This is a genomic window from Alkalihalobacillus sp. CinArs1 (genome assembly GCF_947387515.1).
Lineage (GTDB): Bacteria > Bacillota > Bacilli > Bacillales > Guptibacillaceae > Guptibacillus.
On the sequence record NZ_CANDOB010000002.1, the window covers coordinates 1,090,314 to 1,110,372 of the forward strand.

28 protein-coding genes and 1 pseudogene are annotated in these 20,059 nt (G+C 40.4%); 20 read left to right on the forward strand and 9 right to left on the reverse strand.

Annotated elements, in window-relative coordinates; translation table 11 throughout:
* Positions 1 to 3 precede the first annotated feature (3 nt).
* Positions 4 to 348 (forward strand): cytochrome C oxidase subunit IV family protein, encoded by a 345-nt coding sequence (locus tag PFZ69_RS14340; RefSeq protein WP_270181750.1) that lies wholly within the window; start codon positions 4 to 6, stop codon positions 346 to 348.
* A 77-nt stretch (positions 349 to 425) separates the two neighbouring features.
* On the opposite strand, the gene ytvI is transcribed toward PFZ69_RS14340, so the two are convergent.
* Positions 426 to 1,484, reverse strand: a complete 1,059-nt coding sequence (gene ytvI, locus PFZ69_RS14345; protein WP_270181751.1) for a sporulation integral membrane protein YtvI — start codon at positions 1,482 to 1,484, stop codon at positions 426 to 428.
* Positions 1,485 to 1,638: 154 nt separating this feature from the next.
* Here ytvI and PFZ69_RS14350 point away from each other — a divergent pair, with 154 nt between their 5' ends.
* Positions 1,639 to 1,995, forward strand: coding sequence for an Asp23/Gls24 family envelope stress response protein (locus PFZ69_RS14350; RefSeq protein ID WP_270181752.1), 357 nt, complete (start codon positions 1,639 to 1,641; stop codon positions 1,993 to 1,995).
* A 61-nt stretch (positions 1,996 to 2,056) separates the two neighbouring features.
* On the opposite strand, the gene safA is transcribed toward PFZ69_RS14350, so the two are convergent.
* Positions 2,057 to 2,692 (reverse strand): SafA/ExsA family spore coat assembly protein, encoded by a 636-nt coding sequence (gene safA / locus PFZ69_RS14355; protein WP_270181753.1) that lies wholly within the window; start codon positions 2,690 to 2,692, stop codon positions 2,057 to 2,059.
* Between the two features lie 221 nt (positions 2,693 to 2,913).
* Between safA and PFZ69_RS14360 the strand changes: the two are divergent.
* From PFZ69_RS14360 to PFZ69_RS14370, 3 genes and pseudogenes are all read left to right on the forward strand, one after another.
* Positions 2,914 to 3,255 (forward strand): annotated as a pseudogene (locus PFZ69_RS14360) (YugN family protein); the annotation flags it as partial.
* Between the two features lie 21 nt (positions 3,256 to 3,276).
* Positions 3,277 to 3,633 (forward strand): CBS domain-containing protein, encoded by a 357-nt coding sequence (locus tag PFZ69_RS14365; RefSeq protein ID WP_270182055.1) that lies wholly within the window; start codon positions 3,277 to 3,279, stop codon positions 3,631 to 3,633.
* A gap of 115 nt (positions 3,634 to 3,748) precedes the next feature.
* On the forward strand, positions 3,749 to 4,813 hold the full coding sequence (locus PFZ69_RS14370; RefSeq protein ID WP_270181754.1) for a CAP domain-containing protein: 1,065 nt from the start codon (positions 3,749 to 3,751) through the stop codon (positions 4,811 to 4,813).
* Here PFZ69_RS14370 and PFZ69_RS14375 read toward each other — a convergent pair.
* A complete protein-coding gene (locus PFZ69_RS14375; protein ID WP_270181755.1) occupies positions 4,800 to 5,300 on the reverse strand; it encodes a PaaI family thioesterase in 501 nt (166 codons plus the stop codon). The two genes, PFZ69_RS14370 and PFZ69_RS14375, sit on opposite strands and share 14 nt — an antisense overlap.
* A gap of 140 nt (positions 5,301 to 5,440) precedes the next feature.
* On the opposite strand from PFZ69_RS14375, the gene ylbD reads away from it, so the two are divergent.
* From ylbD to PFZ69_RS14390, 3 genes are all read left to right on the forward strand, one after another.
* Complete coding sequence (gene ylbD / locus PFZ69_RS14380; RefSeq protein WP_270181756.1) at positions 5,441 to 5,842, forward strand: spore coat protein YlbD; 402 nt, start codon at positions 5,441 to 5,443, stop codon at positions 5,840 to 5,842.
* 11 nt (positions 5,843 to 5,853) lie between these two features.
* A complete protein-coding gene (locus tag PFZ69_RS14385) occupies positions 5,854 to 6,087 on the forward strand; it encodes a YlbE-like family protein (RefSeq protein WP_270181757.1) in 234 nt (77 codons plus the stop codon).
* 68 nt (positions 6,088 to 6,155) lie between these two features.
* The gene (locus tag PFZ69_RS14390; RefSeq protein WP_270181758.1) at positions 6,156 to 6,551 is read left to right on the forward strand and encodes a hypothetical protein; all 396 of its coding nucleotides are present in this window, start codon (positions 6,156 to 6,158) and stop codon (positions 6,549 to 6,551) included.
* A gap of 24 nt (positions 6,552 to 6,575) precedes the next feature.
* On the opposite strand, the gene PFZ69_RS14395 is transcribed toward PFZ69_RS14390, so the two are convergent.
* Positions 6,576 to 7,379, reverse strand: coding sequence for an ATP-grasp domain-containing protein (locus tag PFZ69_RS14395; RefSeq protein WP_270181759.1), 804 nt, complete (start codon positions 7,377 to 7,379; stop codon positions 6,576 to 6,578).
* 164 nt (positions 7,380 to 7,543) lie between these two features.
* Between PFZ69_RS14395 and PFZ69_RS14400 the strand changes: the two genes are divergently transcribed.
* On the forward strand, positions 7,544 to 7,987 hold the full coding sequence (locus PFZ69_RS14400; protein ID WP_270181760.1) for a YlbF family regulator: 444 nt from the start codon (positions 7,544 to 7,546) through the stop codon (positions 7,985 to 7,987).
* 22 nt (positions 7,988 to 8,009) lie between these two features.
* On the opposite strand, the gene PFZ69_RS14405 is transcribed toward PFZ69_RS14400, so the two are convergent.
* Positions 8,010 to 8,330, reverse strand: a complete 321-nt coding sequence (locus PFZ69_RS14405; protein WP_270181761.1) for a hypothetical protein — start codon at positions 8,328 to 8,330, stop codon at positions 8,010 to 8,012.
* A gap of 123 nt (positions 8,331 to 8,453) precedes the next feature.
* On the opposite strand from PFZ69_RS14405, the gene PFZ69_RS14410 reads away from it, so the two are divergent.
* Together PFZ69_RS14410 and PFZ69_RS14415 are read left to right on the forward strand one after the other, a co-directional pair.
* Positions 8,454 to 8,729: a YlbG family protein gene (locus PFZ69_RS14410; protein ID WP_224881816.1), complete on the forward strand. Its 276-nt coding sequence runs from the start codon at positions 8,454 to 8,456 to the stop codon at positions 8,727 to 8,729.
* A gap of 102 nt (positions 8,730 to 8,831) precedes the next feature.
* Positions 8,832 to 10,061: an MFS transporter gene (locus PFZ69_RS14415; protein WP_270181762.1), complete on the forward strand. Its 1,230-nt coding sequence runs from the start codon at positions 8,832 to 8,834 to the stop codon at positions 10,059 to 10,061.
* Between the two features lie 250 nt (positions 10,062 to 10,311).
* Here PFZ69_RS14415 and PFZ69_RS14420 read toward each other — a convergent pair whose 3' ends face one another.
* Positions 10,312 to 10,698, reverse strand: a complete 387-nt coding sequence (locus PFZ69_RS14420; protein WP_270181763.1) for a DUF7147 family protein — start codon at positions 10,696 to 10,698, stop codon at positions 10,312 to 10,314.
* A 111-nt stretch (positions 10,699 to 10,809) separates the two neighbouring features.
* Between PFZ69_RS14420 and PFZ69_RS14425 the strand changes: the two genes are divergently transcribed.
* The 3 genes from PFZ69_RS14425 (at position 10,810) to coaD (ending at position 12,461) form a co-directional block, all read left to right on the forward strand.
* On the forward strand, positions 10,810 to 11,130 hold the full coding sequence (locus PFZ69_RS14425; RefSeq protein WP_270181764.1) for a hypothetical protein: 321 nt from the start codon (positions 10,810 to 10,812) through the stop codon (positions 11,128 to 11,130).
* Between the two features lie 255 nt (positions 11,131 to 11,385).
* Positions 11,386 to 11,964, forward strand: a complete 579-nt coding sequence (rsmD, locus tag PFZ69_RS14430; protein ID WP_270181765.1) for a 16S rRNA (guanine(966)-N(2))-methyltransferase RsmD — start codon at positions 11,386 to 11,388, stop codon at positions 11,962 to 11,964.
* A 2-nt stretch (positions 11,965 to 11,966) separates the two neighbouring features.
* Positions 11,967 to 12,461 (forward strand): pantetheine-phosphate adenylyltransferase, encoded by a 495-nt coding sequence (gene coaD / locus PFZ69_RS14435; protein ID WP_270181766.1) that lies wholly within the window; start codon positions 11,967 to 11,969, stop codon positions 12,459 to 12,461.
* A gap of 28 nt (positions 12,462 to 12,489) precedes the next feature.
* On the opposite strand, the gene ylbJ is transcribed toward coaD, so the two are convergent.
* A complete protein-coding gene (gene ylbJ / locus PFZ69_RS14440) occupies positions 12,490 to 13,707 on the reverse strand; it encodes a sporulation integral membrane protein YlbJ (protein WP_270181767.1) in 1,218 nt (405 codons plus the stop codon).
* Positions 13,708 to 13,849: 142 nt separating this feature from the next.
* Between ylbJ and PFZ69_RS14445 the strand changes: the two genes are divergently transcribed.
* Together PFZ69_RS14445 and PFZ69_RS14450 are read left to right on the forward strand one after the other, a co-directional pair.
* The gene (locus tag PFZ69_RS14445) at positions 13,850 to 14,638 is read left to right on the forward strand and encodes a patatin-like phospholipase family protein (protein ID WP_270182056.1); all 789 of its coding nucleotides are present in this window, start codon (positions 13,850 to 13,852) and stop codon (positions 14,636 to 14,638) included.
* A complete protein-coding gene (locus PFZ69_RS14450; RefSeq protein ID WP_270181768.1) occupies positions 14,635 to 15,663 on the forward strand; it encodes a SepM family pheromone-processing serine protease in 1,029 nt (342 codons plus the stop codon). The genes PFZ69_RS14445 and PFZ69_RS14450 overlap by 4 nt, the downstream gene beginning before the upstream one ends.
* A 75-nt stretch (positions 15,664 to 15,738) precedes the next feature.
* On the opposite strand, the gene PFZ69_RS14455 is transcribed toward PFZ69_RS14450, so the two are convergent.
* On the reverse strand, positions 15,739 to 16,956 hold the full coding sequence (locus PFZ69_RS14455) for a nucleotidyltransferase (protein WP_270181769.1): 1,218 nt from the start codon (positions 16,954 to 16,956) through the stop codon (positions 15,739 to 15,741).
* 183 nt (positions 16,957 to 17,139) lie between these two features.
* Here PFZ69_RS14455 and PFZ69_RS14460 point away from each other — a divergent pair, with 183 nt between their 5' ends.
* The 4 genes from PFZ69_RS14460 to PFZ69_RS14475 all read left to right on the forward strand — a co-directional run bounded on the left by PFZ69_RS14460 (position 17,140) and on the right by PFZ69_RS14475 (position 19,409).
* Entirely contained in the window at positions 17,140 to 17,673 is a 534-nt protein-coding gene (locus PFZ69_RS14460; protein WP_270181770.1) for a YceD family protein, read from the forward strand.
* 49 nt (positions 17,674 to 17,722) lie between these two features.
* Positions 17,723 to 17,896: a 50S ribosomal protein L32 gene (gene rpmF / locus PFZ69_RS14465; RefSeq protein ID WP_048309912.1), complete on the forward strand. Its 174-nt coding sequence runs from the start codon at positions 17,723 to 17,725 to the stop codon at positions 17,894 to 17,896.
* Positions 17,897 to 17,973: 77 nt separating this feature from the next.
* Positions 17,974 to 18,732, forward strand: coding sequence for an enoyl-CoA hydratase/isomerase family protein (locus tag PFZ69_RS14470; RefSeq protein ID WP_270181771.1), 759 nt, complete (start codon positions 17,974 to 17,976; stop codon positions 18,730 to 18,732).
* Positions 18,733 to 18,833: 101 nt separating this feature from the next.
* Positions 18,834 to 19,409, forward strand: a complete 576-nt coding sequence (locus PFZ69_RS14475) for an RsfA family transcriptional regulator (protein WP_270181772.1) — start codon at positions 18,834 to 18,836, stop codon at positions 19,407 to 19,409.
* 30 nt (positions 19,410 to 19,439) lie between these two features.
* Here PFZ69_RS14475 and PFZ69_RS14480 read toward each other — a convergent pair whose 3' ends face one another.
* Positions 19,440 to 19,916 (reverse strand): N-acetyltransferase, encoded by a 477-nt coding sequence (locus PFZ69_RS14480; protein WP_270182057.1) that lies wholly within the window; start codon positions 19,914 to 19,916, stop codon positions 19,440 to 19,442.
* Between the last annotated feature and the right edge of the window lie 143 nt (positions 19,917 to 20,059).

Here is a 20,059-nt window from a genome sequence, read left to right on the forward strand (position 1 = left end):
TCAATGAGTACTCATGAGAGCACTGAACACGTTTCAGAACACGATCAGAGTCACCTTGATATTCACCATAAGATTGCACATGAAAAGGAATTTAAACAGCAAATCGTCTCTTTCATCATGATGATTTTCATCACGATGCTTGCATTTGTTGCAGTTGCAAGTGATGCGATTTCAGATTCATTTACGGTTATCTTTATCATGATCCTTGCAGGAATCCAATTGGTATTCCAGCTGTATATGTTCATGCACTTAAGCCACAAAGGGCACCAATACCCAGCATGGGGAATATTCTTTGGAGTATTCGTTGCAGGTACGTGTGTTGTAGCGCTTATGGGAATGATCTGGTAAATGTAATACTAAGAAGCTGCTCATTTAATGAGCAGCTTCTTTTTATACAAAAAAAGAAACGCGAACGAAGCGCGTTTCTATAATTTAAAATTGATTTTTATCAAGCCAGCTTCTCTTGCTGAATTAAATGCGATGAGAATGATCGGCCCGATTATAAAGCCCATGATTCCTAAAAGTTTAAGCCCGATATACATCGAAATTAAAGTGGATAATGGAGACAAGCCGATGTGTTGTCCCATTACTTTAGGTTCCACTGTACGTCTTATTACGAGGAGAACGATGGCGAGAATTGCTAATTGACTACCCATCGTAATATCGCCTGATATAAAGTAGTACAGTGCCCAAGGACCAAGAATAACGATCGATCCGATTATTGGAATGAAATCGATCACCCAAATGATGAATGCCATCAACAGAGCTACCTTTGGCGCGATCATCAATAGACCGATTAAACTGACCACAAAAATGATTATACTTACTAAAAATTGAGCTTTGAAAAAGCCAAAGATGACATATGACAAACGACCCGTCATAAATTGAACCTTTTCAGCTGTCTGCTCGGAAAGGTATGAATAAGCTTGTTTTTTTAATTTAGGTAGTTCCATTAAGAATAAAAATAGCGCGATAAGATAAACAAGAATACTGACTAGGTAATTAGGGATGCCAGTTACAAACACTGTAATGATTTTAAGGTAATCGATACTACTAATTTTCACTTTTAAATTTTCAAGAAATTGTTCGATTTGAAAAGTGAATTCCTGAACAAATTCAGGCGGAAAATTCTTAGATACGCTATACATATTTGCTTCTACGCTCTCCCACATTTGAGTAATGTTTTGTATGTACATGGGAGAATTTTCAACAATATCAATGCCTTCAGTAACGACTTTGGTCACTAAAAAGTAACTGATTAGTGAAATCATTATTACGAAGAGAGTAAATACGATCGTAACAGGGAGGGCCCTTTTTAATTTGGTTCGTTTCTTAAGTAAACGAACGGCTGGATCTAAAGCAAGTGCTGTAATGAATGCTAGTATTAAGGGAATCGATACTGGCAAGATCCAGAATGTAATCAATGCAAGGATTACGATAAATAATACGATTAATAAGAAGCGTTTTGAGAGGAACTTTGGCAATCTTGTTCTCCTTTCTAGACCTACCATCTTCTTTTATTATAGTACGGAAGGGGATCGTTTACCAGTAAGAGAGATGAATTTTCATAGAGCATAATTTGTTTTATCACCCACATATAATTAAGAAGAGACTTACGAAAAGGGGGAAGTTTTCATCATGAAGAAACCTGGAGTATACGGAACCCTGTCTATTTCTGAAACGGTTATCGATGTTATCATCGGTGTAGTTGTAGCTGAGACAGATGGTGTTGAGCAAATTCAGTCTAATGTAAAGCGAACGTTGAGGCGAATCGTAGGAAAGCGTAAGTCGTATTCAGACGAGACGACGGATGAAAATGAAGGACTTTCGCTAAGTGTTGAAATAGGGATAAAGTTTGGTGAGTGCATACCTCTAGTTTGTTTTTCGCTTCAAGAAAGGATTAAACAAGAAGTAGAACAGATGACAGGTTTTCAAGTCAATGACATCAACATCGTCGTGTCATCATTAATTATGGAAGATGATAAAGAAATATAAAAAAGCCCCTCACAAATACTGAGCATTGATGCTAGTATCTGATGAGGGGGTTTTGTTTTATTTATTTCGAGATAAACATTTGTGTCCAATAGTGACCGTAAGATCCGCCGGACACATAACCTACTCCGATGTGAGTATAACCCTTGTTCAAAATGTTTTTACGGTGCCCTTCACTATTCATCCAGGCTGTTACAACTTCTTGTGGTGTGGATTGACCAGCGGCGATATTTTCACCAGCACTACGATAAGAAACACCGAAATTTTTCAACATTTGAAAAGGTGATCCATAAGTCGGAGATGTATGAGAAAAATAATTCTTGTCTCTCATATCCGCAGACTTATACCTCGCTACACGTGCAACTTCCCAGTCCCACTTAAGTGGAGCTAATCCGTATTTGGAGCGCTCCTGGTTCGTTAAATCCATGACCTGTTGTCCTACGTCCTTTGATTCATTGATCGAAGGGTTACCTGTAGGGATGTTTACTCTGTCTCCAGGGTAAATCAAATCCGGGTTTTCAAATTGAGGATTCGCGCTGATGATTTCACTTAGTCCGATTCGATAACGTACAGAAATCTTCCAAAGCGTATCTCCGGATTTTACAGTGTATGTAGTTTGACCAAAGGCTGTATCCGGGGTGAAGATTCCAGCAGTTAAGAAGAGTGCGAGGAACATCGCAACTGATAAATATCTCTTCATCGTTTCATCTCCTTTCAATAGGTAGTGTGACCAGAAAGGTGAAAAATACCACGATTTTCTATCAAATTTTTGAAAAAAGTATTAAATGTTTAAATAGTGTGGAGAGACTAATAAATAATCTGGTATAATGCTTAGAGCTAAGTAAACGTTGCAACCACGCAGTCCGTTATACTATTATTAAGTGTGGAAGGGTTGCGAACTATTAAAGGAGGCAAACATTAATGAAATTTGATAAGACAGGACTTGAGTCCACAATTGTTCAATTTTCTATATTGGACCACATCATGCATGAAAACGATTTAGTACTAGCAGGACAGTGGGATTATGAGCGAGTTACATATGATTATAAATTTGAAGATATGACAAATGGTGATGTTTACTATCTAAGAGTACCTGGCGTTGCGATCGAGGGCGAAGTAGAGTCTGCACATGCTGTCATTAAGCTTGGTAAGCCTTATCTTGGAAAGCATTACTATCCACATGGTGTTGAGTACGACGAAGAGTTCCCTAAAAACATTTTGAACACGTGCTATAAGAAGCTCGATATGCTTCGAGATGAGCTTGGAGCTGCTTTACAGAAAAGCATGGTCTCAGTTGCAGAGGTTGCAAAAAACGTTACACCTTGTAAGAAAGAAGATAGCACGAGTAACGCAGCTAAAATTATGAAAGACGAGCACGTTACGATGGTACCTGTCGTCGATGAGAGCAGTCGTTTAGTTGGAATCGTGACTGATCGTGCGATCGCAGTGAGTGGAGAGCCTGGATCTAAGGTTGAAGATGTGATGGAGAATCCTCCGATGACACTATCTCCTAATATGAAGCCGGAAGAAGCAGCTAGAATTATGAACGAACATCGTCTAACTGAACTTCCAATCGTAGAAGAAGAAAAGTTTGTCGGACTAGTATCATACTTTAATCTGAAAGAACATATAAACGCATAACATAAGAAGAGCCTAAATGGCTCTTCTTTTATATTTCAGACGACCACAAATCAATAAGATTGCGGAAGAGGTACCGTTTGAGGCATAATGATTACAATAAATTGGAGGCGGTACGATGATAAAAAATGGTGTTCGCATCGTATTATTGATCGTTTTAGTTGTGGTCACGATTGATGCTTACAATAAGATTGAATGGGATCGTGTTCTTCCAAAAGTTGATCAATTTATTACCGAAGAAAAATTTGTTTTAGAAGAAACAGTGCCTGATAAACCTGTAAACGAAGAGCCCATCGAGCTTAAAGGGGTCGAAACGTGGATGGGTGAAGGTGTGTCCTCCCTTAAACAAGAGCTTGGAGAGCCGGATCGAATTGACCCTAGCTCTTATGGATATGATTGGTGGATTTATGAACAATCGAATGCAGCTTACCTTCAAGTAGGTATACAAGAAGAGAAGGTCGTAACGGTCTTTTTTATGGGAGATATTCAAGCAGGAGAACATTATCCAATGGGTGAGCAGAAAGAGACGGTATTTACAGACCGTTCTCCTACAGAGGAAGTTTCAATGAACGTAAAGGGAAGCGTCTATCGCTTTCAATTAACGAGTGAAGAACAATCATTAAAACCCCTAATAAAAATCAACGATGAGCTGTACGCTCAATATTATTTTGATAAGTTTAATGGAAAACTTGTAGCTGTAAGACTCGCGAACCCACAAGTGTTAGCTGTTCAAAGGCCGTACGCTGTATCTTATAGAGGGCAGCTGTTAGAAGCTGCTGATCTATCAGAAGAACAGTGGGTACAAGTACAGGATGCGAGAGAAAAGCAAGTGTATGCTATGACCAACGTCATTCGTCATCAGTTCGAGGTAGCATCACTCGCATACAATGATGATGTTTCGACAGTCGCATTAGGTCATAGTAAGGACATGCATGACAACGGTTATTTTTCTCACACATCACCTTCGAAAGGTGAATTATCAGATCGACTCAAAAAAGGAGATGTTCTCTATAGCTATGCAGGAGAAAATATCGCTGCTCGCTATCCTGACGCAGGTGCAGCGATGATCGGATGGTTAAATAGTAAGGGGCACCGAGAAGCCCTGTTAAATAAAGAGTTCACAGAAATAGGTGTCGGCGTATTCAGGGAGTACTATACCCAAAACTTCATCAAGCCTTTTTAGAGACGATGATGAAAGTACCGGTGGCCATCGCAACGATCTTTTGGTCGCCTTTATAAACATTCGCCTTCACTACCCACCTCGTATCACTTTTGAAAATAGCATGTGCTTGGCATCTGAGTTCATTTCCTGTTCCACTAGACAGGAAATGAATTTTCATCTCTGATGTTACTGCTGCTTGTTCTGGTGGCAGAGATTGATGCACTAAAGACCCCATAGCAATATCCATAAGAGAAGCCGTTATTCCTCCATGTGTAATGTTGAGCGGATTATGAACGAGTTTTCGGTTAGGAATGATGCTTTCATATGTATCCTCATCGATCAATCGACTGCTGATTCCCATAAAAGCAGCCAAATATGTTTTGTATCGACCTTCATGCTTTCGTTGAACATCTTCTAATAAAGAGAGCAAAGCTTCTTTTGATTCTTTATCAGAATGCTGAATCATCGCATTTATTTGTGATTGAAGTTGTTGATCTAATTTGTCCATTCGGCATCCCTTCCTATTTTGATATGAAGTACTTATTTATCTTATCAATAATAGAGCAACTGACCAATAAAATAGGCGCACATTTATGAAAAGTCTAATTATGATGTAGTAAGGTCGTGTAAGAAAGGGAGGGGACGAATATGCCTGAAGCAAAAAAGCTGCCAAACCCAAAAGTTCAGGAATTTAAATCGTTCGTCAAAACGCATCCTCACGTCATTAAAAAGGTTAAAAGTGGTGAGAAAACATTACAGGATCTTTTTGAGGAATGGGCATTATTTGGTGAAGACGACGAGATGTGGCTAGATACAGAAAGCGATGAAAAAACCGTGTCTGAGGAAAAGGCTACATCAAAAACTGAAGGTACGATTGGAAATGTTCTCAATATGATCAAAGGGCTGAAATTTGATGAGGTACAGAGGAATATCGAGCAATTTAGCGGTGCTGTCTATTCGATACAGGAAGTCCTTTCTCAATTTCAATCAAAGCCTAAGCCACCGCCGTACATTCATCACCAATCTCCGTTTCCATTCCGCCATGATTAGGAGGAGCGTACATGCGTGAAGAAGTGCAAGCATATCTGTCGACAAGACCCGATCTGCTTTTTTTCATCCGCAATCAGCCAGTTTGGTATCGCAGACTTAGTAGAGAACCGTATGCGTTAAAAGAATGTGAGGTTGCTTCAAAACAATTTTTTGGTCAAACGTTTCCACAAAAAGTAGATCGGTTTCAAAACCAATTAAATATGGTTAACACGATGTTAGCCTTAATGACCCAGCAAAATCAGTAGGGTCGTTTTTTTTATTATCATGAAAAGCCTAAACTTGGGCACACTCTAAACAAAGGAGTGTGTTTCGATTGAATTTTGTTGTGCACTATGGGAAACATGGACTTTTTATAGTACTAATGGTACTTTGCTGTATACCAGTCGTTGGTTTCGGTCAGTCGTATCAACAACCTTCTCAAAACCACCAAGAGTCGGAAACGGTTGTGGTGCATCATAAAGTGAAAGGTTCAAATGTATTTGTAGAATGCTTGATCCCTAATTTTACGTTTGATGATCGGAAAGAGACTAGTGAGCATAAAGGTTATATTGACGTGTATTTGAACGGAAAGAAATATCAAACGGAACATAAAGCAGCATTTATCGTACAGGGCTTACCAGAAGGGAAACACATGCTGAGATTAGACATCATGAGACCTGATGGAGGGCGTTACTTGTCTTTGAAAGAACTGAAAGTAACAATAAAATAAGCCTCGTAAAGAGGCTTATGATTGTTAAGATATTTGTTTGAACGGGTTTGTTGGTGGGACAACCGGATTGAATTGACTCTTCACATAATCATAAATAAAGTTCTCTACTCGAATCCCCTGCTGGTTGAGTGCATGGTTTCCAAATAAACAGTTGAATTCTAAGAAATAAAACTTACCATTCGCCTGAACTAAGTCGAATCCAGCATGATTGATTCCTAGCGCTTTAGCTGTTTTCTCTACAAGTTCGATCGCTTCAGATGGGATGCTATGGAAAGAAAGTTTTCCTCCTTGAGCAACATTATTATGAAATGAATTATCCCCTATCCGCCAATAAGCGGATATGACTGAATCTCCTACATAAACCACTCTTAAGTCTTTTTCGATCGGTAAATATTCCTGAACATATAATACTTCATTTTTTTCACAGTAAGTGAGAAAGTCTTTTTCATTTTGTATTAAAAATACACCTTTCCCCATCGAGCTACGAGCTTCTTTCGCAACGAATGGAAAAGGAAACGTATCTAATATGAGTTGTATCGATTCCTTAGAACGACCTCTGATTTCTGTATATGGTGTAAGGTCTTGTGAAAGTGACCAAAAAGCTCTAGTCATTTCTATTTTATCAAAGCCTAGTTGGATGGATTGAATGGAAGGGAAAATGTTCTTTTGTAATCCATAGACGAGAGAGTTGACTTGCCAGTTTTCAGGAAAAAGCAAAACATCTGAAGCCCTGATGTCTTGAATTCTTTTAAACATATGATCTGGTTTAATATAAGAAACTCCTGGGATCCCTAACGTGCGGAAAGGGTTAAATGTAAGAAGGTTCACTTGTTCTTTATCTTCCTTTCTAAGATGAAAAAACATAAATCTAGAAAATTATAGATTTTAATACAGGTTAAGTCAATACCTAATTTTAGGAAAATTTGAAGGGATTTGTATGACAACACTGGTCATGTGCTTCACATAGGTGGTAGAATGAAAGCGGAGGTGTAATGATGATTGCTACTCTTGATAGTGTAATGATTTTAGACAAGGCAGAAGACCTTGGCTTATCGATAAAAGATTCAGAAGTTGCTCATGAGTATAATGAAGCTCGTAGAGCACTTCAAAAAGATAGAGAGGCACAGCGCTTGATCAAGCATTTTTCTGAGATGAAGGAACTTTACGACGAAGTTCAGCGTTTCGGTAGATATCATCCAGATTATATGACGATTACTGTGAAGGTTAGAGAAGCAAAGCGGGACATGGATCTTCATGATACGGTTGCTGAGTTTAAGAAAGCAGAAACAAACCTTGAGAACTTACTCGTCGAAGTGTGTACGCTACTAGCTGGTGAGGTGTCTCCTTCCATTAAAGTACCATCAGGGAATCCTTTCTTCGATAATCAATCATGTGGCGGCGGCTGCGGTTCAGGCGGTAGCTGCGGTTGCGGCTGACCAGAGCATTTGCTCTGGTTTTTCAATTTCTAAATCGAATACAGTCAGGGCACAAGTTCCCACAGCAAAACATCTTTTCTTGAGGAACGAGAAAGCGAACCCGATAGACGAGTAAGGTGTCATCACTACGTACGAACGAATATTCCATCTGAAGTCGTTTACCACGCATAACCTTTGCAGCTAATAGTTTGATCGATTCTTCAATCGTACCTTTGCTCACAGAATGGTTTGTTGTAATATAAAGGAAAGGTATGCCTGTGATGGTTGCTTTATAAACGTACGTGATACTTTCTTCATTCGATAAGAGATCTAAAAATGAATTCCATGTTTCATTAAGGTTCACATGATCGCATCCTTTCTATAGTGATAGAGTATCCAACCTAGCATCAAAATGTCCAATCTTGCGGATGGAACTCATCCATGCTAGATTTATAACAAGAATTTATAAGCAAAGGGGAAGCACGTTATGTTTGTAGAACGAGTTGGCTTAGCAGTGTATATTCAATCGCTAAAGCACGCGAAGCAGTTAAGAAGGTTTGGAAATGTTCACTACGTTTCTTCAAAACAGAAGTATGTCGTGCTATACATAAACTACGATCAGCTCGAAAGCACGAAGGAGCGGTTGCAATCTCTTCACTTCGTCAAGCGTGTTGAACCTTCTAAACGACCTGAAGTACGCACCGAATATCAAAATGCAAAGCCTGATAAGGCAAAACAATACGATTATAAAATGGGTCTGTAGAAAGTCATCCTCTGGGTGACTTTTTTATTTTGAAAAAATGCAGATGTATTGATTGTTTCGGGTGTCGAAGTTTATAATGGTCAAGTCAAAGGATGTGTAACCATGAATAACTGGAAACGAAACGTTTGGATATTGTTCATTTGTCAATTCCTAGTCCTTGGCGCTATGACGATGATTATGCCTTTTCTTCCTCTTTATCTCCAAGAACTTGGAGTTGAAGGTGAGAAGCAAATTAGCATATGGTCAGGTGTCATCTTCGGTGCTAACTTTTTAACTGCTTTTTTATTTTCCCCATTCTGGGGACGTGTGGCAGATCGACACGGACGAAAGCTTATGGTGCTTCGTTCAGGATTCGGTATGGCTGTCGTCATTATTTTGACCGGGTTTGCCACAGGTCCCTTTGAATTGCTTGGATTACGATTACTAAATGGTGTTGTTTCAGGATTTATTCCTGCATCGATCGCGTTAGTCGCTACGAACACACCAAAACAACACGTTGGTTATGCTCTTGGTACACTTAATTCAGGTGCAGTTGCAGGTGCAATATGCGGCCCGCTTTTTGGTGGACTTATGGCAGAAGCGTTTGGGTTCAGAATGATCTTTAACTTAACAGGAATATGTATCCTACTTGCCGCTGTAGTTGTATTGTTCCTTGTTAAGGAAGAGACCAAACCAGATCCTGAAGCGAAAGTTGAAAGAAGTAATGCGATAAAAGATTTTAAGAGAGTTACGATTCACTCTCCGATGCTCTCATTATTCATCGTAGGGTTTCTCGTGCAATTTGCTCTACTCGGCATGAATCCGTTGATTCCATTGTTTGTTCAAAAGCTCGCTTCAGGTGAGAACGTTGCTTTGTTTGCTGGGATCGCAACATCTGTCATGGGTATCGCAAACATGGTAGCTTCTCCAAAGCTTGGAAAGATCGGAGATAAGAAAGGATCGCAATATGTACTTTATTATTCGCTCATCGGTGCAGCGATCTTCTCGATTCCACAGGCATTCGTGCAAGAACTATGGCAATTGATCGCGTTGAGATTCCTTTTAGGTCTTTGCATTGGAGGGCTATTGCCATCGGTCAACTCTCTTGTAAAACGGTTATCACCTGCTGGGATGGAGAGCCGAACGTACAGCTTTTCAAATAGTGCCATTTATCTTGGTAACCTTCTTGGTCCGATTACAGGTGGGTGGATCGTTGCTGGTTTTGGTACGAGAGGGCTCTTTATATTTGCTGGGATCATATTATTAATAAGCGTGGTCTATGTGAAGCGTAGAGTACTACCGATCTTAAACCGAAAGCAAACCGTCTATCAAACGAATGAAGTTCCTTCATAAAAAGCAGAAACCTTTTATGGTTTCTGCTTTTTTAATAACTACATTCACTTTTTAAAGTGGGGATTTCCGCTCCAGGATGCTCGCTTTCCGCGGGGCGGGCGGCCGAGACCGGGGTGTGGTTTTCACCTCGGGCTTGGACGTTCGTCCGCGGAAAGCATGCGATCGTCATAGACTACTGTATCGGGAGCACCGAATAATAAAATAGGTTCCTCGACATGCTGAGCAGAAACCTCTTCAGGTTTCTGCTTTTTTACTGCATAGGAGGAATGAGATTGTTCATGCGAAGAATTCCGATAATGTGATTATAGTAGATCTCCACTTCGTTAAACTCATCCGATGGCTTCACCTCAAGAGGGACGATCGGGAGTGAGAGTTCTTCGCTAAGTTCTTCAAACATCTTAAGGCGTTGAACAGAGGGCTCTTTGGCAGGTATGCCTTCACGACATATATAAAGAGGCTGTAGATTTCCTTCTCCTGCAGACTTTAATACGACGACGGGAGAGACGACCTTTCGCTCATGTTTCGTTGTATGTAGTAACAAAAGACGGTGAACTCTGTGGGAATTTGTTCTTGCAAGTTCAACTAACTCATAAATATCAGAATAACCTTCTCCAAGTTCTATGAAACGTTGTATCATGTTTGTTGCTCCTTTCCATGTCTTAGAAATCCTCTCATAATGTAGCATGAAATTTAAATGATGGAAAGGATGAAGCGTTTCCATTAAAATGAGAAGAAAGGAGGTTTTTCCATGGGATCGATTCTGCTCTTTGCGACTGTAATAGGGATACTGCTCTATTTGTACTGGAAAGGTAGAAACGCTAAAGAAGAAACCATCGATAAAAACCTCATCCAAGGAATCATCATTGCTGATATTTTAGCAGCTCTGGTCATTCATGGTGTGATAACGAGTGCAGAAGCTGACTTTTTATCAAACTCGTCGTTATCAGAAGTAGAAGAGTATGTGATTCAAAATACGAATTTAACAAAAGATGAGTTTGGTGAATGGATTCATCACGATTGGGATGGGATCCAAGCGATCGATTTACCGCTAGATTTAGATCCGGGGTGACACAAAAATACCCGCAGGAAATCATTCCTGCGGGTGCCTTAAACCTAATGGTTAAGGCAAATGGGAGAGGAGAAACCGGAGGAAGAACTTATGGGGAAACGTAAGTCTTCTCCGCGGTTGACAGCATCATTAACCTGGTAAGATGCTGCTATAGTTAGTATCGCCATCCACTATGCGTTTATACATTAATTTTAGCTTTCACTTTTTTTATGGTAGGATAGGTAGGAATATGGAAACGATAAGGTTGTGAACGAGATGAGAATTATAGCAGGAACATGTAAAGGTAGGCACATAAAGCCCGTTCCAGGTATGAATACTAGACCTACAACTGATAAAGTAAGAGAAGCCATCTACAATATGGTGGGTCCTTTTTTTGAAGGTGGACTTGCGCTCGATCTATATGGTGGAAGTGGGGCTTTAGGAATTGAAGCCTTGAGCCGAGGAGTAGAAAAATGCATCTTCGTTGATCGTGACAGTAAAGCGATCGAAACGATCAAGTGGAACCTTGATCAAACAGGATTTACAGAATCAGCTGAAGTGTTTCGTAACGATTCAAAAAGAGCTTTGAAAGCACTTTTGAAGAGAGAAGTAACGTTCTCCCTCGTATTGCTAGATCCTCCATATCATAAGGAGAAGATCGTGGAAGACCTTGATAAGTTATCGTCTTATGGGCTACTTGAAGAGAATGCGACGATTGTTGTTGAGCATCTTAAAGAAGTAGATCTTCCTGAAGAACTTGCAGATTTAACGCTTACTAGAAAAGAAACATACAGTGGAAAAACAACCATTTCAATCTATACATATAACCAGTCGGATGTTGAGAGGGAGGAATAGTCATGGGTAAGATCGCAGTATGTCCAGGTAGTTTTGACCCCGTTACGTTTGGACACCTTGATATCATCAAAAGAGGTGCAAGAGTTTTTGACAATATCAAAGTCGTCGTTCTTAACAATCAAAGTAAATCAACTTTGTTTTCTGTAGAAGAGCGGGTAGAATTGATTAAGGAAGTAACAAAAGATATCGAGAATGTAACAGTTGATTCGTATCAAGGCTTATTGATCGATTATGCAAAACAAGTTGGTGCTTCTACAATCCTTCGTGGTCTGCGTGCCGTATCTGATTTTGAATATGAAATGAAGATCGCTTCAATCAATCGAAAGCTAGAAGACGAGATCGAAACATTCTTTATGATGACGAACAATCAATATTCCTTCTTGAGTTCGAGCATCGTAAAAGAGATAGCAAAATACCATGCACCTGTATCCGATCTTGTACCTGAGATCGTTCAGGATGCGTTAAGAGAAAAATATGCAGGATCCCCGTTAGAATAACGGGGCTTTTTTCTACTGAAGGAGTATATTACTGTATTTGAATTCTCATACGGCGAATGGATAAGATGACAAAGGTAATGAGAGCAAACAATGTGAGCCATGAACCCGTTCGTTCGAAAAAAACGTATAGTATATCGATGATTGAGCTTGAGTTTTCTGTGTGAAAAACCGGCAATGTTTTAGTGCCTTCTGATAACCAGTCTATGTAGATTGGCTTCCAGAGTAAAAGGGTCAGCCCCATCGCAAATACGCCGTGCAGTAACCTAGCAAAGAAAAACGGTTTGAAGCGAATGTCAGTATCTGCAAGAATACTAGCGACCTGGGCTTGAACAGAGAAGCCATTGAAGGCAAGAACAAAACTCGCGACCATCGTTTGCTGCATTAAGTGAGCATTACTTTCGCTAATCAACCTACTGCCAAGCGTTATCTCAAATAAACCTGATAAAAGCGGAGTAGCAAGGGTTGGAGATATGTGTAGGGTTATCAGAATAACGTTCACAATGCTTGCAACCAATGAAGTAAATCCGATGACGCTTAGCAGTTCATTGATCACAGAAAATAATATGATGAACCCACCTACCATCAATAATGTTTTGATCGATGAATGAACGGCGTCTCCCATCATTTTTCCAAATGGTCTGTCGTCGTATAAGCGAGTTTCATGTAACGCTTTAAATGCTCTCGGGAGCCTTCCTAAAGGGGAACGTTCATAGCTTTTCGTGAATCGATCCTCTGATCTATGGAAACGCATGACGAGTCCGACAAGGATATTTCCGATGTAATGTGCAGCTGCTAGTAGAATTCCGAGCGATGGATTATGGAAGAAACCAACAGCTACAGCTGCAAAGATAAACAATGGGTTCGAACAATTCGTAAACGAAACGAGTCTTTCTCCTTCGATCGCTGTAATGTCATTATTGTGTCTAAGGTGGGCTGTATATTTCGCTCCGGCCGGAAATCCTGAAGCAATCCCCATTGCCCACACAAAAGCACCTGAACCTGGGACGCGAAAGAGAGGACGCATCAATGGCTCTAATAATACGCCGATAAACCGTACGACTCCGATCCCTATCAGTAGTTCAGATATGATGAAAAAGGGTAATAATGAAGGAAAGACAATGTTCCACCACATGGAAAGACCGCTTTTCGAAGCGTTGAGCGTATGTTCCGGCAGGAGGATGATCGAAAGTGCAATGATGGTCATCGAAGAAGCGAGAACTATTGTTTTAAGCACTTGTGTGTTCACTAAAGCATCCCCCCAGTACTGGCCATCGAGACAGTATTGTATGTATGAATGTGTAAGAAAACATGTCCGCTAGTTAAAATATACGTATTTGTGGAACAATTAGACCATATGATTAAGCAGGTATAGACGGGAGGATCTCATGATGGACCGTCCTAAGGTTGGGTTAGCTCTAGGCTCAGGAGGAGCAAGAGGCTTTGCACATTTAGGTGTTATAAAAGTACTTGTTGAACAAGGTGTTCCAATTGACTATATCGCAGGAAGCAGTATGGGATCACTCGTTGGGGCTATCTATGGATCTGGCCATAAGGTAGAGACGATGGTGAAGATGGCATCCCTTTTCAAACGCAAATACTATCTCGATTTTACCGTGCCAAAAATGGGATTTATTACTGGGAACAAAGTGAAGAATTTAATTCGAACACTTACGCATGGTAAACAGCTTGAAGATCTAGATCCTCCTCTCGCTGTCGTAACAACGGACTTAATTAAAGGGGAGAAGGTTGTCTATCGGACTGGATCAATTGCTGATGCCGTTCGTGCAAGTATCGCGATCCCAGGAATTTTCACACCTGAAAAAATTGGAGATCGATTGCTTGTTGATGGTGGTGTCATTGACCGTGTTCCTGTTTCAGTGGCAAGAGAGATGGGAGCAGATCTCGTTATTGCAGTAGACGTTTCCGATGTGAAAAAGGAATCGGACGTCACCTCGATCTTTGATGTGATCATGCAGAGCATCGACATCATGCAAAACGAAATGGTACGACTTCACGAGATCAACGCGGATGTGATGATTAAACCACGACTTGAATCGTTTCATTCACGGTCGTTCACGAATTTACAGGACATCATAAAAATTGGAGAGGAAGAAGCTTTTCGCCACCTCGATGCTTATCATGCCGCGGTGGAAGAGTGGAAGGAGAAAAATAAATGAACCGGACTACCAAGAGATTTAGCATCGTATGGGCTGTGATCATCATTTTGGTCGCAGCGTTTACGTTTATTGATTTGCCGTACTATGTCACTACACCTGGGGAAGCAAGAGAGCTCGATGACGTGATCAAAGTGGACGGAGGCTCTGCTGATGAAGGGGAGTTTATGCTCACGACTGTACGGGTTGGAGAAGCCAATATCATTCAGTACATCTGGGCACAGTTCAACCAGTATCATGAATTGATCTCTGAAGATATGATCAAGCGTGAAGGCGAGTCAGATGAGGAATATCATGAACGTCAGCTTGAAGTGATGGCTGGTTCTCAAACGAACGCAACGATCGTAGCGTATCAAGCAGCGGATCGTTCAATCACGATCAACAATCAAGGTGTTCTCGTAACAGGTGTCGTTGAAGGGATGCCGGCTGATGGAAAGCTAGAGCCTGGAGACCTCATTACAGGTGTAGATGGTGAGAAGATAGAAAAGACGAAACAACTTTTAGATATGCTTTCGGAATACAGCGAATCTGATACCGTCGTCATCACATTCAAACGTGATGAAGAAGAGCGTGATGTCGAAGTAGGGTTTGATACATTTCCTGAACGATTTAATACCGAGGATGGAAAAGTGGGGATAGGAATCACAGGCCCCGTCACAGCGAAAACGATTAAAACGGACCCAACGATCGACATTAACACAGATCAAATTGGAGGTCCATCTGCTGGACTGATGTTCTCGCTTGAAATCTATAACCAACTTACAGAAACAGATTGGACAAAAGGACATAAAATCGCTGGAACAGGGACGATTACAGAAGATGGAGAAGTAGGCCCGATCGGGGGCATAAAGCAAAAGGTGGTTGCGGCTGATGGTTCAGGAGCCGATATATTCTTCGCACCTGTGGCACATTCAAATTATGAAGATGCGTTAGAAGCAGCAGAGGATATTAAAACAAAGATGAAGATCGTACCTGTTGAAACATTTAAGGATGCTTCTGATTATTTAAAACAACTAGAAAAGAAGTAATTTTGAAATCGTATAAAAACCTGTCGAGAAAAGGAAATTCTCGACAGGTTTTTTTGCTTCTTATGTGAGCGTGATCTAGATCATTATAGGTGATGAGGTAAATTCTTTTTTTAGGAACGCTTCTTGATCACTTCCATCGAAACCTAGCGCGTACACTTCGCTCACCTTTTTTTCAATATCTAAAAAAGGATGATTGAATTGGTTGATGTTTGCAACTAACGGAATCGTTAGTGATGACTTCACTTTATTTAAATACATGCGACCAGCACTAGACATCCCGAGCAACCTAAGGTAGGGTGCATCTGTGTGCAGAGCAGGCTTCATGTCGTCCTTAACGGTATTCGTTAAAATATGTAGTGCAAATCGCTGTAGTCGAGTCCACGTGTAGCGTTTTGTTTTAACGGCTTCCATGAACGACATAAAATCTGCAGATGCCTTCGCTGCAGAAACAAGGCGGTTCTCAAGGCCTTCCTCAGCTTCGTAAATCTTCTTAAGGTCTTTCTGTGAGCTCGTTAAGAGTTTGTATCGAAGAAATGGATAAAGTCGGTGCCAGCCATGATACTTGTTATGCGATCGATAGAACCGATTCAGTTCATGATATGTAGGTTCAGGGACAAAAGCTTTAACATTTTGGGGTCCCAGATCTTCAGATAGTAGCTCTTTTCGTATAGCAGTAGCACTCGCGATCTTTTTATCTGTAAACGACTCTTCATGGTAACCTGCTTTTGTTCGTAAGATGGTCTGAGCTTGTATATGCGACTTTTGCTCGTCGATCGCTTTCACGTATTGATAGCCAAGGATATTATTTGGTAATGATAAGTCTAGAACTGTCTCATGGTCTTTTAATGATTGAAAAGCAAGCGAAGCTGCTTTTGGGTAGCTATTTCCTTCGCTCATGAACAGCTGGATTTTTTCATTGTAGTCTTTGTCGTTTTCTTTTATGAAGGACATCGTTTTCTCAAAGTCTTGAATAAGCCCAGCTTCGCTTCCAAAGCATAGTTCATCTACTCCGATTGCGGTTAACAGAGAAACGGCACCTTTTGCGAAAACTTCCGCTTTTTGGGTAGAGTATACATAGGGAAGTTCGATCACAAGATCGATTCCGTTCTCTAGTGCCATCTTCGTTCTACTCCATTTATCAACTAGTGCAGGTTCACCTCTTTGAAGAAACGACCCACTCATCACTGCAATGACGATGTCGGCACCCGTTGTTTTCTTCGTTTCTTCCAAATGGTAGAGGTGGCCATTATGGAAGGGATTGTACTCAACAATAACGCCAGCTGTTTTCATCATAAAGCTCCTTTCATCTATTAGTGGAAAGGCGGTCCATATGTAAGAGTTGAACTCAAGGTTTTTTCTCTGGTATGATAAACATTATACCAGATTTGGATTCTCACAAAGTGGTGTAAAGAAAAAATATTGACATTTGCTTATTTTGTAGCTATAATACTTTTGTTGCCTTGAGGTGATAGACAGATGAAATGGTCAGTAGATCAGTTGAAGTCCTTCAAACAGAAAGGACTTACAATTGACGAGTTAGTTAATGTAGAGGAACTTAAGAATGAAGAAACACAGATTCGAGAAATTACGCCCGTGCACGTTACCGGCGAGACTTCGTTTCACGGTAATAAAGTTACCTTTCATCTTACCCTAAAAGGCAAGATGGTACTACCATGTGCGAATACGCTCGAAGATGTTGATTTCCCTTTCGTACTTCATCCATTAGAAACGTTCGTGCTCGAACCGAACACATCTGGGATGGATTACGAAGAAGATGATGAAGAAATTCATCAAGTTTCGGGAAATACGGTTGACTTAGTTCCGTATATTAAGGAAAATATACTTTTGGAGATTCCTATTCGTGTTGTAAAACATAGTTCGGAATCCGATGAAATGCAAAACAAATCCGGCAAAGGATGGGAAGTTGTAACACACGAGGAAACGGAAGAGAAGATCGATCCTCGTTTGGCCGGTTTAGCTGATCTCTTTAATGAAAAGAACGATAAATAGACCGGACAACTTTCAAGAGATTATTTAACTTTTTAAGGAGGTGGAAACGATGGCAGTACCAGCTAGAAGAACTTCTAAAACACGTAAAAACAAGCGTCGTACTCATTATAAACTTGAAGTACCAGGAATGGTGAAATGCCCTAACTGTGGCGAATTCAAACTTTCTCACCGTGTATGTAAAGAGTGTGGAAATTACAAAGGTGAAAACGTTGTGAGCAAGTAAGCTTATAACACGTTTGAAACAGAGAGAGAAATCTCTCTGTTTTTTTTATACCTTATTTTAGAAGTAGGGGTGACACTTTGAGTCTATTAGTTGAAAAAGTTAACCGTGCAGCCGTTCTAACGATCAATCGACCGAATCAACGAAATGCAATCAATTATCAAGTCATGGACGAGTTAAGAGATGCGATTCGTGATGCTGAATCGGACCAATCGGTTTCATATATTGTCATTACAGGTACAGGAGATCGAGCATTTTGTGGTGGAGGAGATGTCGCTTCATTTGTCTCCCTTCGTACGAAAGAAGATGCGTACCCAATGCTGCGAAAGATGGGGGACGTTCTTGAAGCGTTGTTTTTCTGTAAGAAGCCAACTGTTGCACTGTTGAATGGTCATGCAGTAGGTGGAGGGTGTGAACTAGCGGTTGCGTGTGATTATCGCATTGCTCGTAGCGGTGTCACGATTGGGTTTATACAAGGATCGATCGGAATAACGACTGGCTGGGGTGGATCCGTATATGCGATGGAAAGATTGAATTCAACTGTCGCTATGGAAATGTTGATGAGTGGAAAACGGTACTCACCTGAAGAAGCCAAGGAGCTAGGTTTTCTAACTTACATACTGAAAGAAGAGAATTGGAAAGTGGAAGCTCAAGGAGTGATTGAAAATCTCTTACCTCATTCCTCGCAAATATTGGAAACGTATAAACAGCATTGGTTAAACTCATTGGATCGAAACTCTATCACAAGCCGGATCGAAAAGGAAATTCTTGCATGCGCCACTCTATGGGAGTCTGAAGAACATCACCTCGCAGTAGAAAAATTTCTAAATAAAAGATAGCGCTTTCTAAGAAATCTGAAAAATTATAGCTTCTAAAATTCTACTACTTCTATCAGACGCATAAGATGACTGTAAAAAGTTTATTTTAGGGGGGATTGCGTTTGGTACCCATTCGTCAGGATGCTTGGTCAAAGGATGAAGATGTATTACTAGCTGAAGTCGTCTTAAGGCATATCCGAGAAGCGAGTACACAGCTTGCTGCGTTTGAGGAAGTAGGGAAGAAACTATCAAGGACGCCTGCAGCTTGTGGTTTCAGGTGGAATTCGCTTATTCGGAAACAATATGAATCTGCTATCGTTCTTGCCAAAAAGCATCGTAAGGAACAGAAAAGAAGTGGTCTTTACAACGAGCCAAAAAAAGAATCAGAAGGGAATCATGATCAAGATAGCATTGCTATGATTGATGAAGCGATTAGAATCCTTGTCCAAACAAAGTCTTGCATTACTAGTGTGAGCGGGTTAGAAGAATCTTATAAAGAGATATTAATGGAAAATGAACAGCTAAAACAACAGCTCTTACAAATCGAAAAAGAATATGTCATAGTTCAAGAGGACTATCAATCTTTATTGGAGATTATGGAGAGAGCAAGGAAAATGGTTGTTTTTAAAGATGAGGATCAGGGGAACATACGGTTTCAAATGGATTCTAATGGCAATCTAGAGAAAGTAAAGAAATAGGAACAGCCCACGATGGGCTGTTCCTATTTTTTATACATCCTGCTCTGTAACACCTTCAGGATACCAAACATACGGGTTCTCTCCGCGGTCACGTTCTGGATTGTACGTAACGGCTTCAAAGCCCATCTTCTCCCAAAACTGACTAGAACCTTGTCTTGCGTTTGTTTTTACTGGTAGGTTAAATGTTTTTGCGAAATTTACGAGTGTTGATCCATAATCCCGATCATGGTATTGAGGGAGTACCTCTAGCTTCCAGAGCTCCAAGTAATCTTGAGGTGGATCGAAGTATCTGTCATACTTCGCATCGATTCGATATAAGCTCATTCTAGCAACTAGCTTGTCGCCAAAATAGATGCCGTAGAACGGTGATTCACTATCATTTTCGATGATGTTGTCTTGTAAGTCTTCCATCATCGATAGTTCTTGGATTCCATACTCTTTAAATTTCTTGAACTCTTCTAGAGTTTTGTAATTGATCACAAGTGGTCTTACTGTTAAATCTACCATCATGGTGCCCCCTCCGTCGTAGTTACAAATTCCTCTCTTTTTCTAAAAGAAAAGGTTCTTTCCTCAATTATAACCGAAAACACGAAACTTTTCTTCATTTCGAAAAACAAAATATAAAAGGAATTATTTGAATATTTGTTGAA

Excerpts from the sequence above, each read along its gene's own strand:
- coaD (WP_270181766.1), top strand. The coding sequence starts at position 11,967 with ATGGGTAAGATCGCAGTATGTCCAGGTAGTTTTGACCCCGTTACGTTT.
- PFZ69_RS14420 (WP_270181763.1), bottom strand. The coding sequence starts at position 10,698 with ATGATACAACGTTTCATAGAACTTGGAGAAGGTTATTCTGATATTTAT.
- PFZ69_RS14415 (WP_270181762.1), top strand. The coding sequence starts at position 8,832 with ATGAATAACTGGAAACGAAACGTTTGGATATTGTTCATTTGTCAATTC.
- PFZ69_RS14450 (WP_270181768.1), top strand. The coding sequence starts at position 14,635 with ATGAACCGGACTACCAAGAGATTTAGCATCGTATGGGCTGTGATCATC.
- PFZ69_RS14460 (WP_270181770.1), top strand. The coding sequence starts at position 17,140 with ATGAAATGGTCAGTAGATCAGTTGAAGTCCTTCAAACAGAAAGGACTT.
- PFZ69_RS14410 (WP_224881816.1), top strand. The coding sequence starts at position 8,454 with ATGTTTGTAGAACGAGTTGGCTTAGCAGTGTATATTCAATCGCTAAAG.
- PFZ69_RS14400 (WP_270181760.1), top strand. The coding sequence starts at position 7,544 with ATGATGATTGCTACTCTTGATAGTGTAATGATTTTAGACAAGGCAGAA.
- PFZ69_RS14480 (WP_270182057.1), bottom strand. The coding sequence starts at position 19,916 with ATGGTAGATTTAACAGTAAGACCACTTGTGATCAATTACAAAACTCTA.
- rpmF (WP_048309912.1), top strand. The coding sequence starts at position 17,723 with ATGGCAGTACCAGCTAGAAGAACTTCTAAAACACGTAAAAACAAGCGT.
- PFZ69_RS14340 (WP_270181750.1), top strand. The coding sequence starts at position 4 with ATGAGTACTCATGAGAGCACTGAACACGTTTCAGAACACGATCAGAGT.
- rsmD (WP_270181765.1), top strand. The coding sequence starts at position 11,386 with ATGAGAATTATAGCAGGAACATGTAAAGGTAGGCACATAAAGCCCGTT.
- PFZ69_RS14455 (WP_270181769.1), bottom strand. The coding sequence starts at position 16,956 with ATGATGAAAACAGCTGGCGTTATTGTTGAGTACAATCCCTTCCATAAT.
- PFZ69_RS14350 (WP_270181752.1), top strand. The coding sequence starts at position 1,639 with ATGAAGAAACCTGGAGTATACGGAACCCTGTCTATTTCTGAAACGGTT.
- PFZ69_RS14365 (WP_270182055.1), top strand. The coding sequence starts at position 3,277 with ATGGTCTCAGTTGCAGAGGTTGCAAAAAACGTTACACCTTGTAAGAAA.
- safA (WP_270181753.1), bottom strand. The coding sequence starts at position 2,692 with ATGAAGAGATATTTATCAGTTGCGATGTTCCTCGCACTCTTCTTAACT.
- PFZ69_RS14370 (WP_270181754.1), top strand. The coding sequence starts at position 3,749 with ATGATAAAAAATGGTGTTCGCATCGTATTATTGATCGTTTTAGTTGTG.
- PFZ69_RS14375 (WP_270181755.1), bottom strand. The coding sequence starts at position 5,300 with ATGGACAAATTAGATCAACAACTTCAATCACAAATAAATGCGATGATT.
- ylbD (WP_270181756.1), top strand. The coding sequence starts at position 5,441 with ATGCCTGAAGCAAAAAAGCTGCCAAACCCAAAAGTTCAGGAATTTAAA.
- PFZ69_RS14445 (WP_270182056.1), top strand. The coding sequence starts at position 13,850 with ATGGACCGTCCTAAGGTTGGGTTAGCTCTAGGCTCAGGAGGAGCAAGA.
- PFZ69_RS14385 (WP_270181757.1), top strand. The coding sequence starts at position 5,854 with ATGCGTGAAGAAGTGCAAGCATATCTGTCGACAAGACCCGATCTGCTT.
- PFZ69_RS14425 (WP_270181764.1), top strand. The coding sequence starts at position 10,810 with ATGGGATCGATTCTGCTCTTTGCGACTGTAATAGGGATACTGCTCTAT.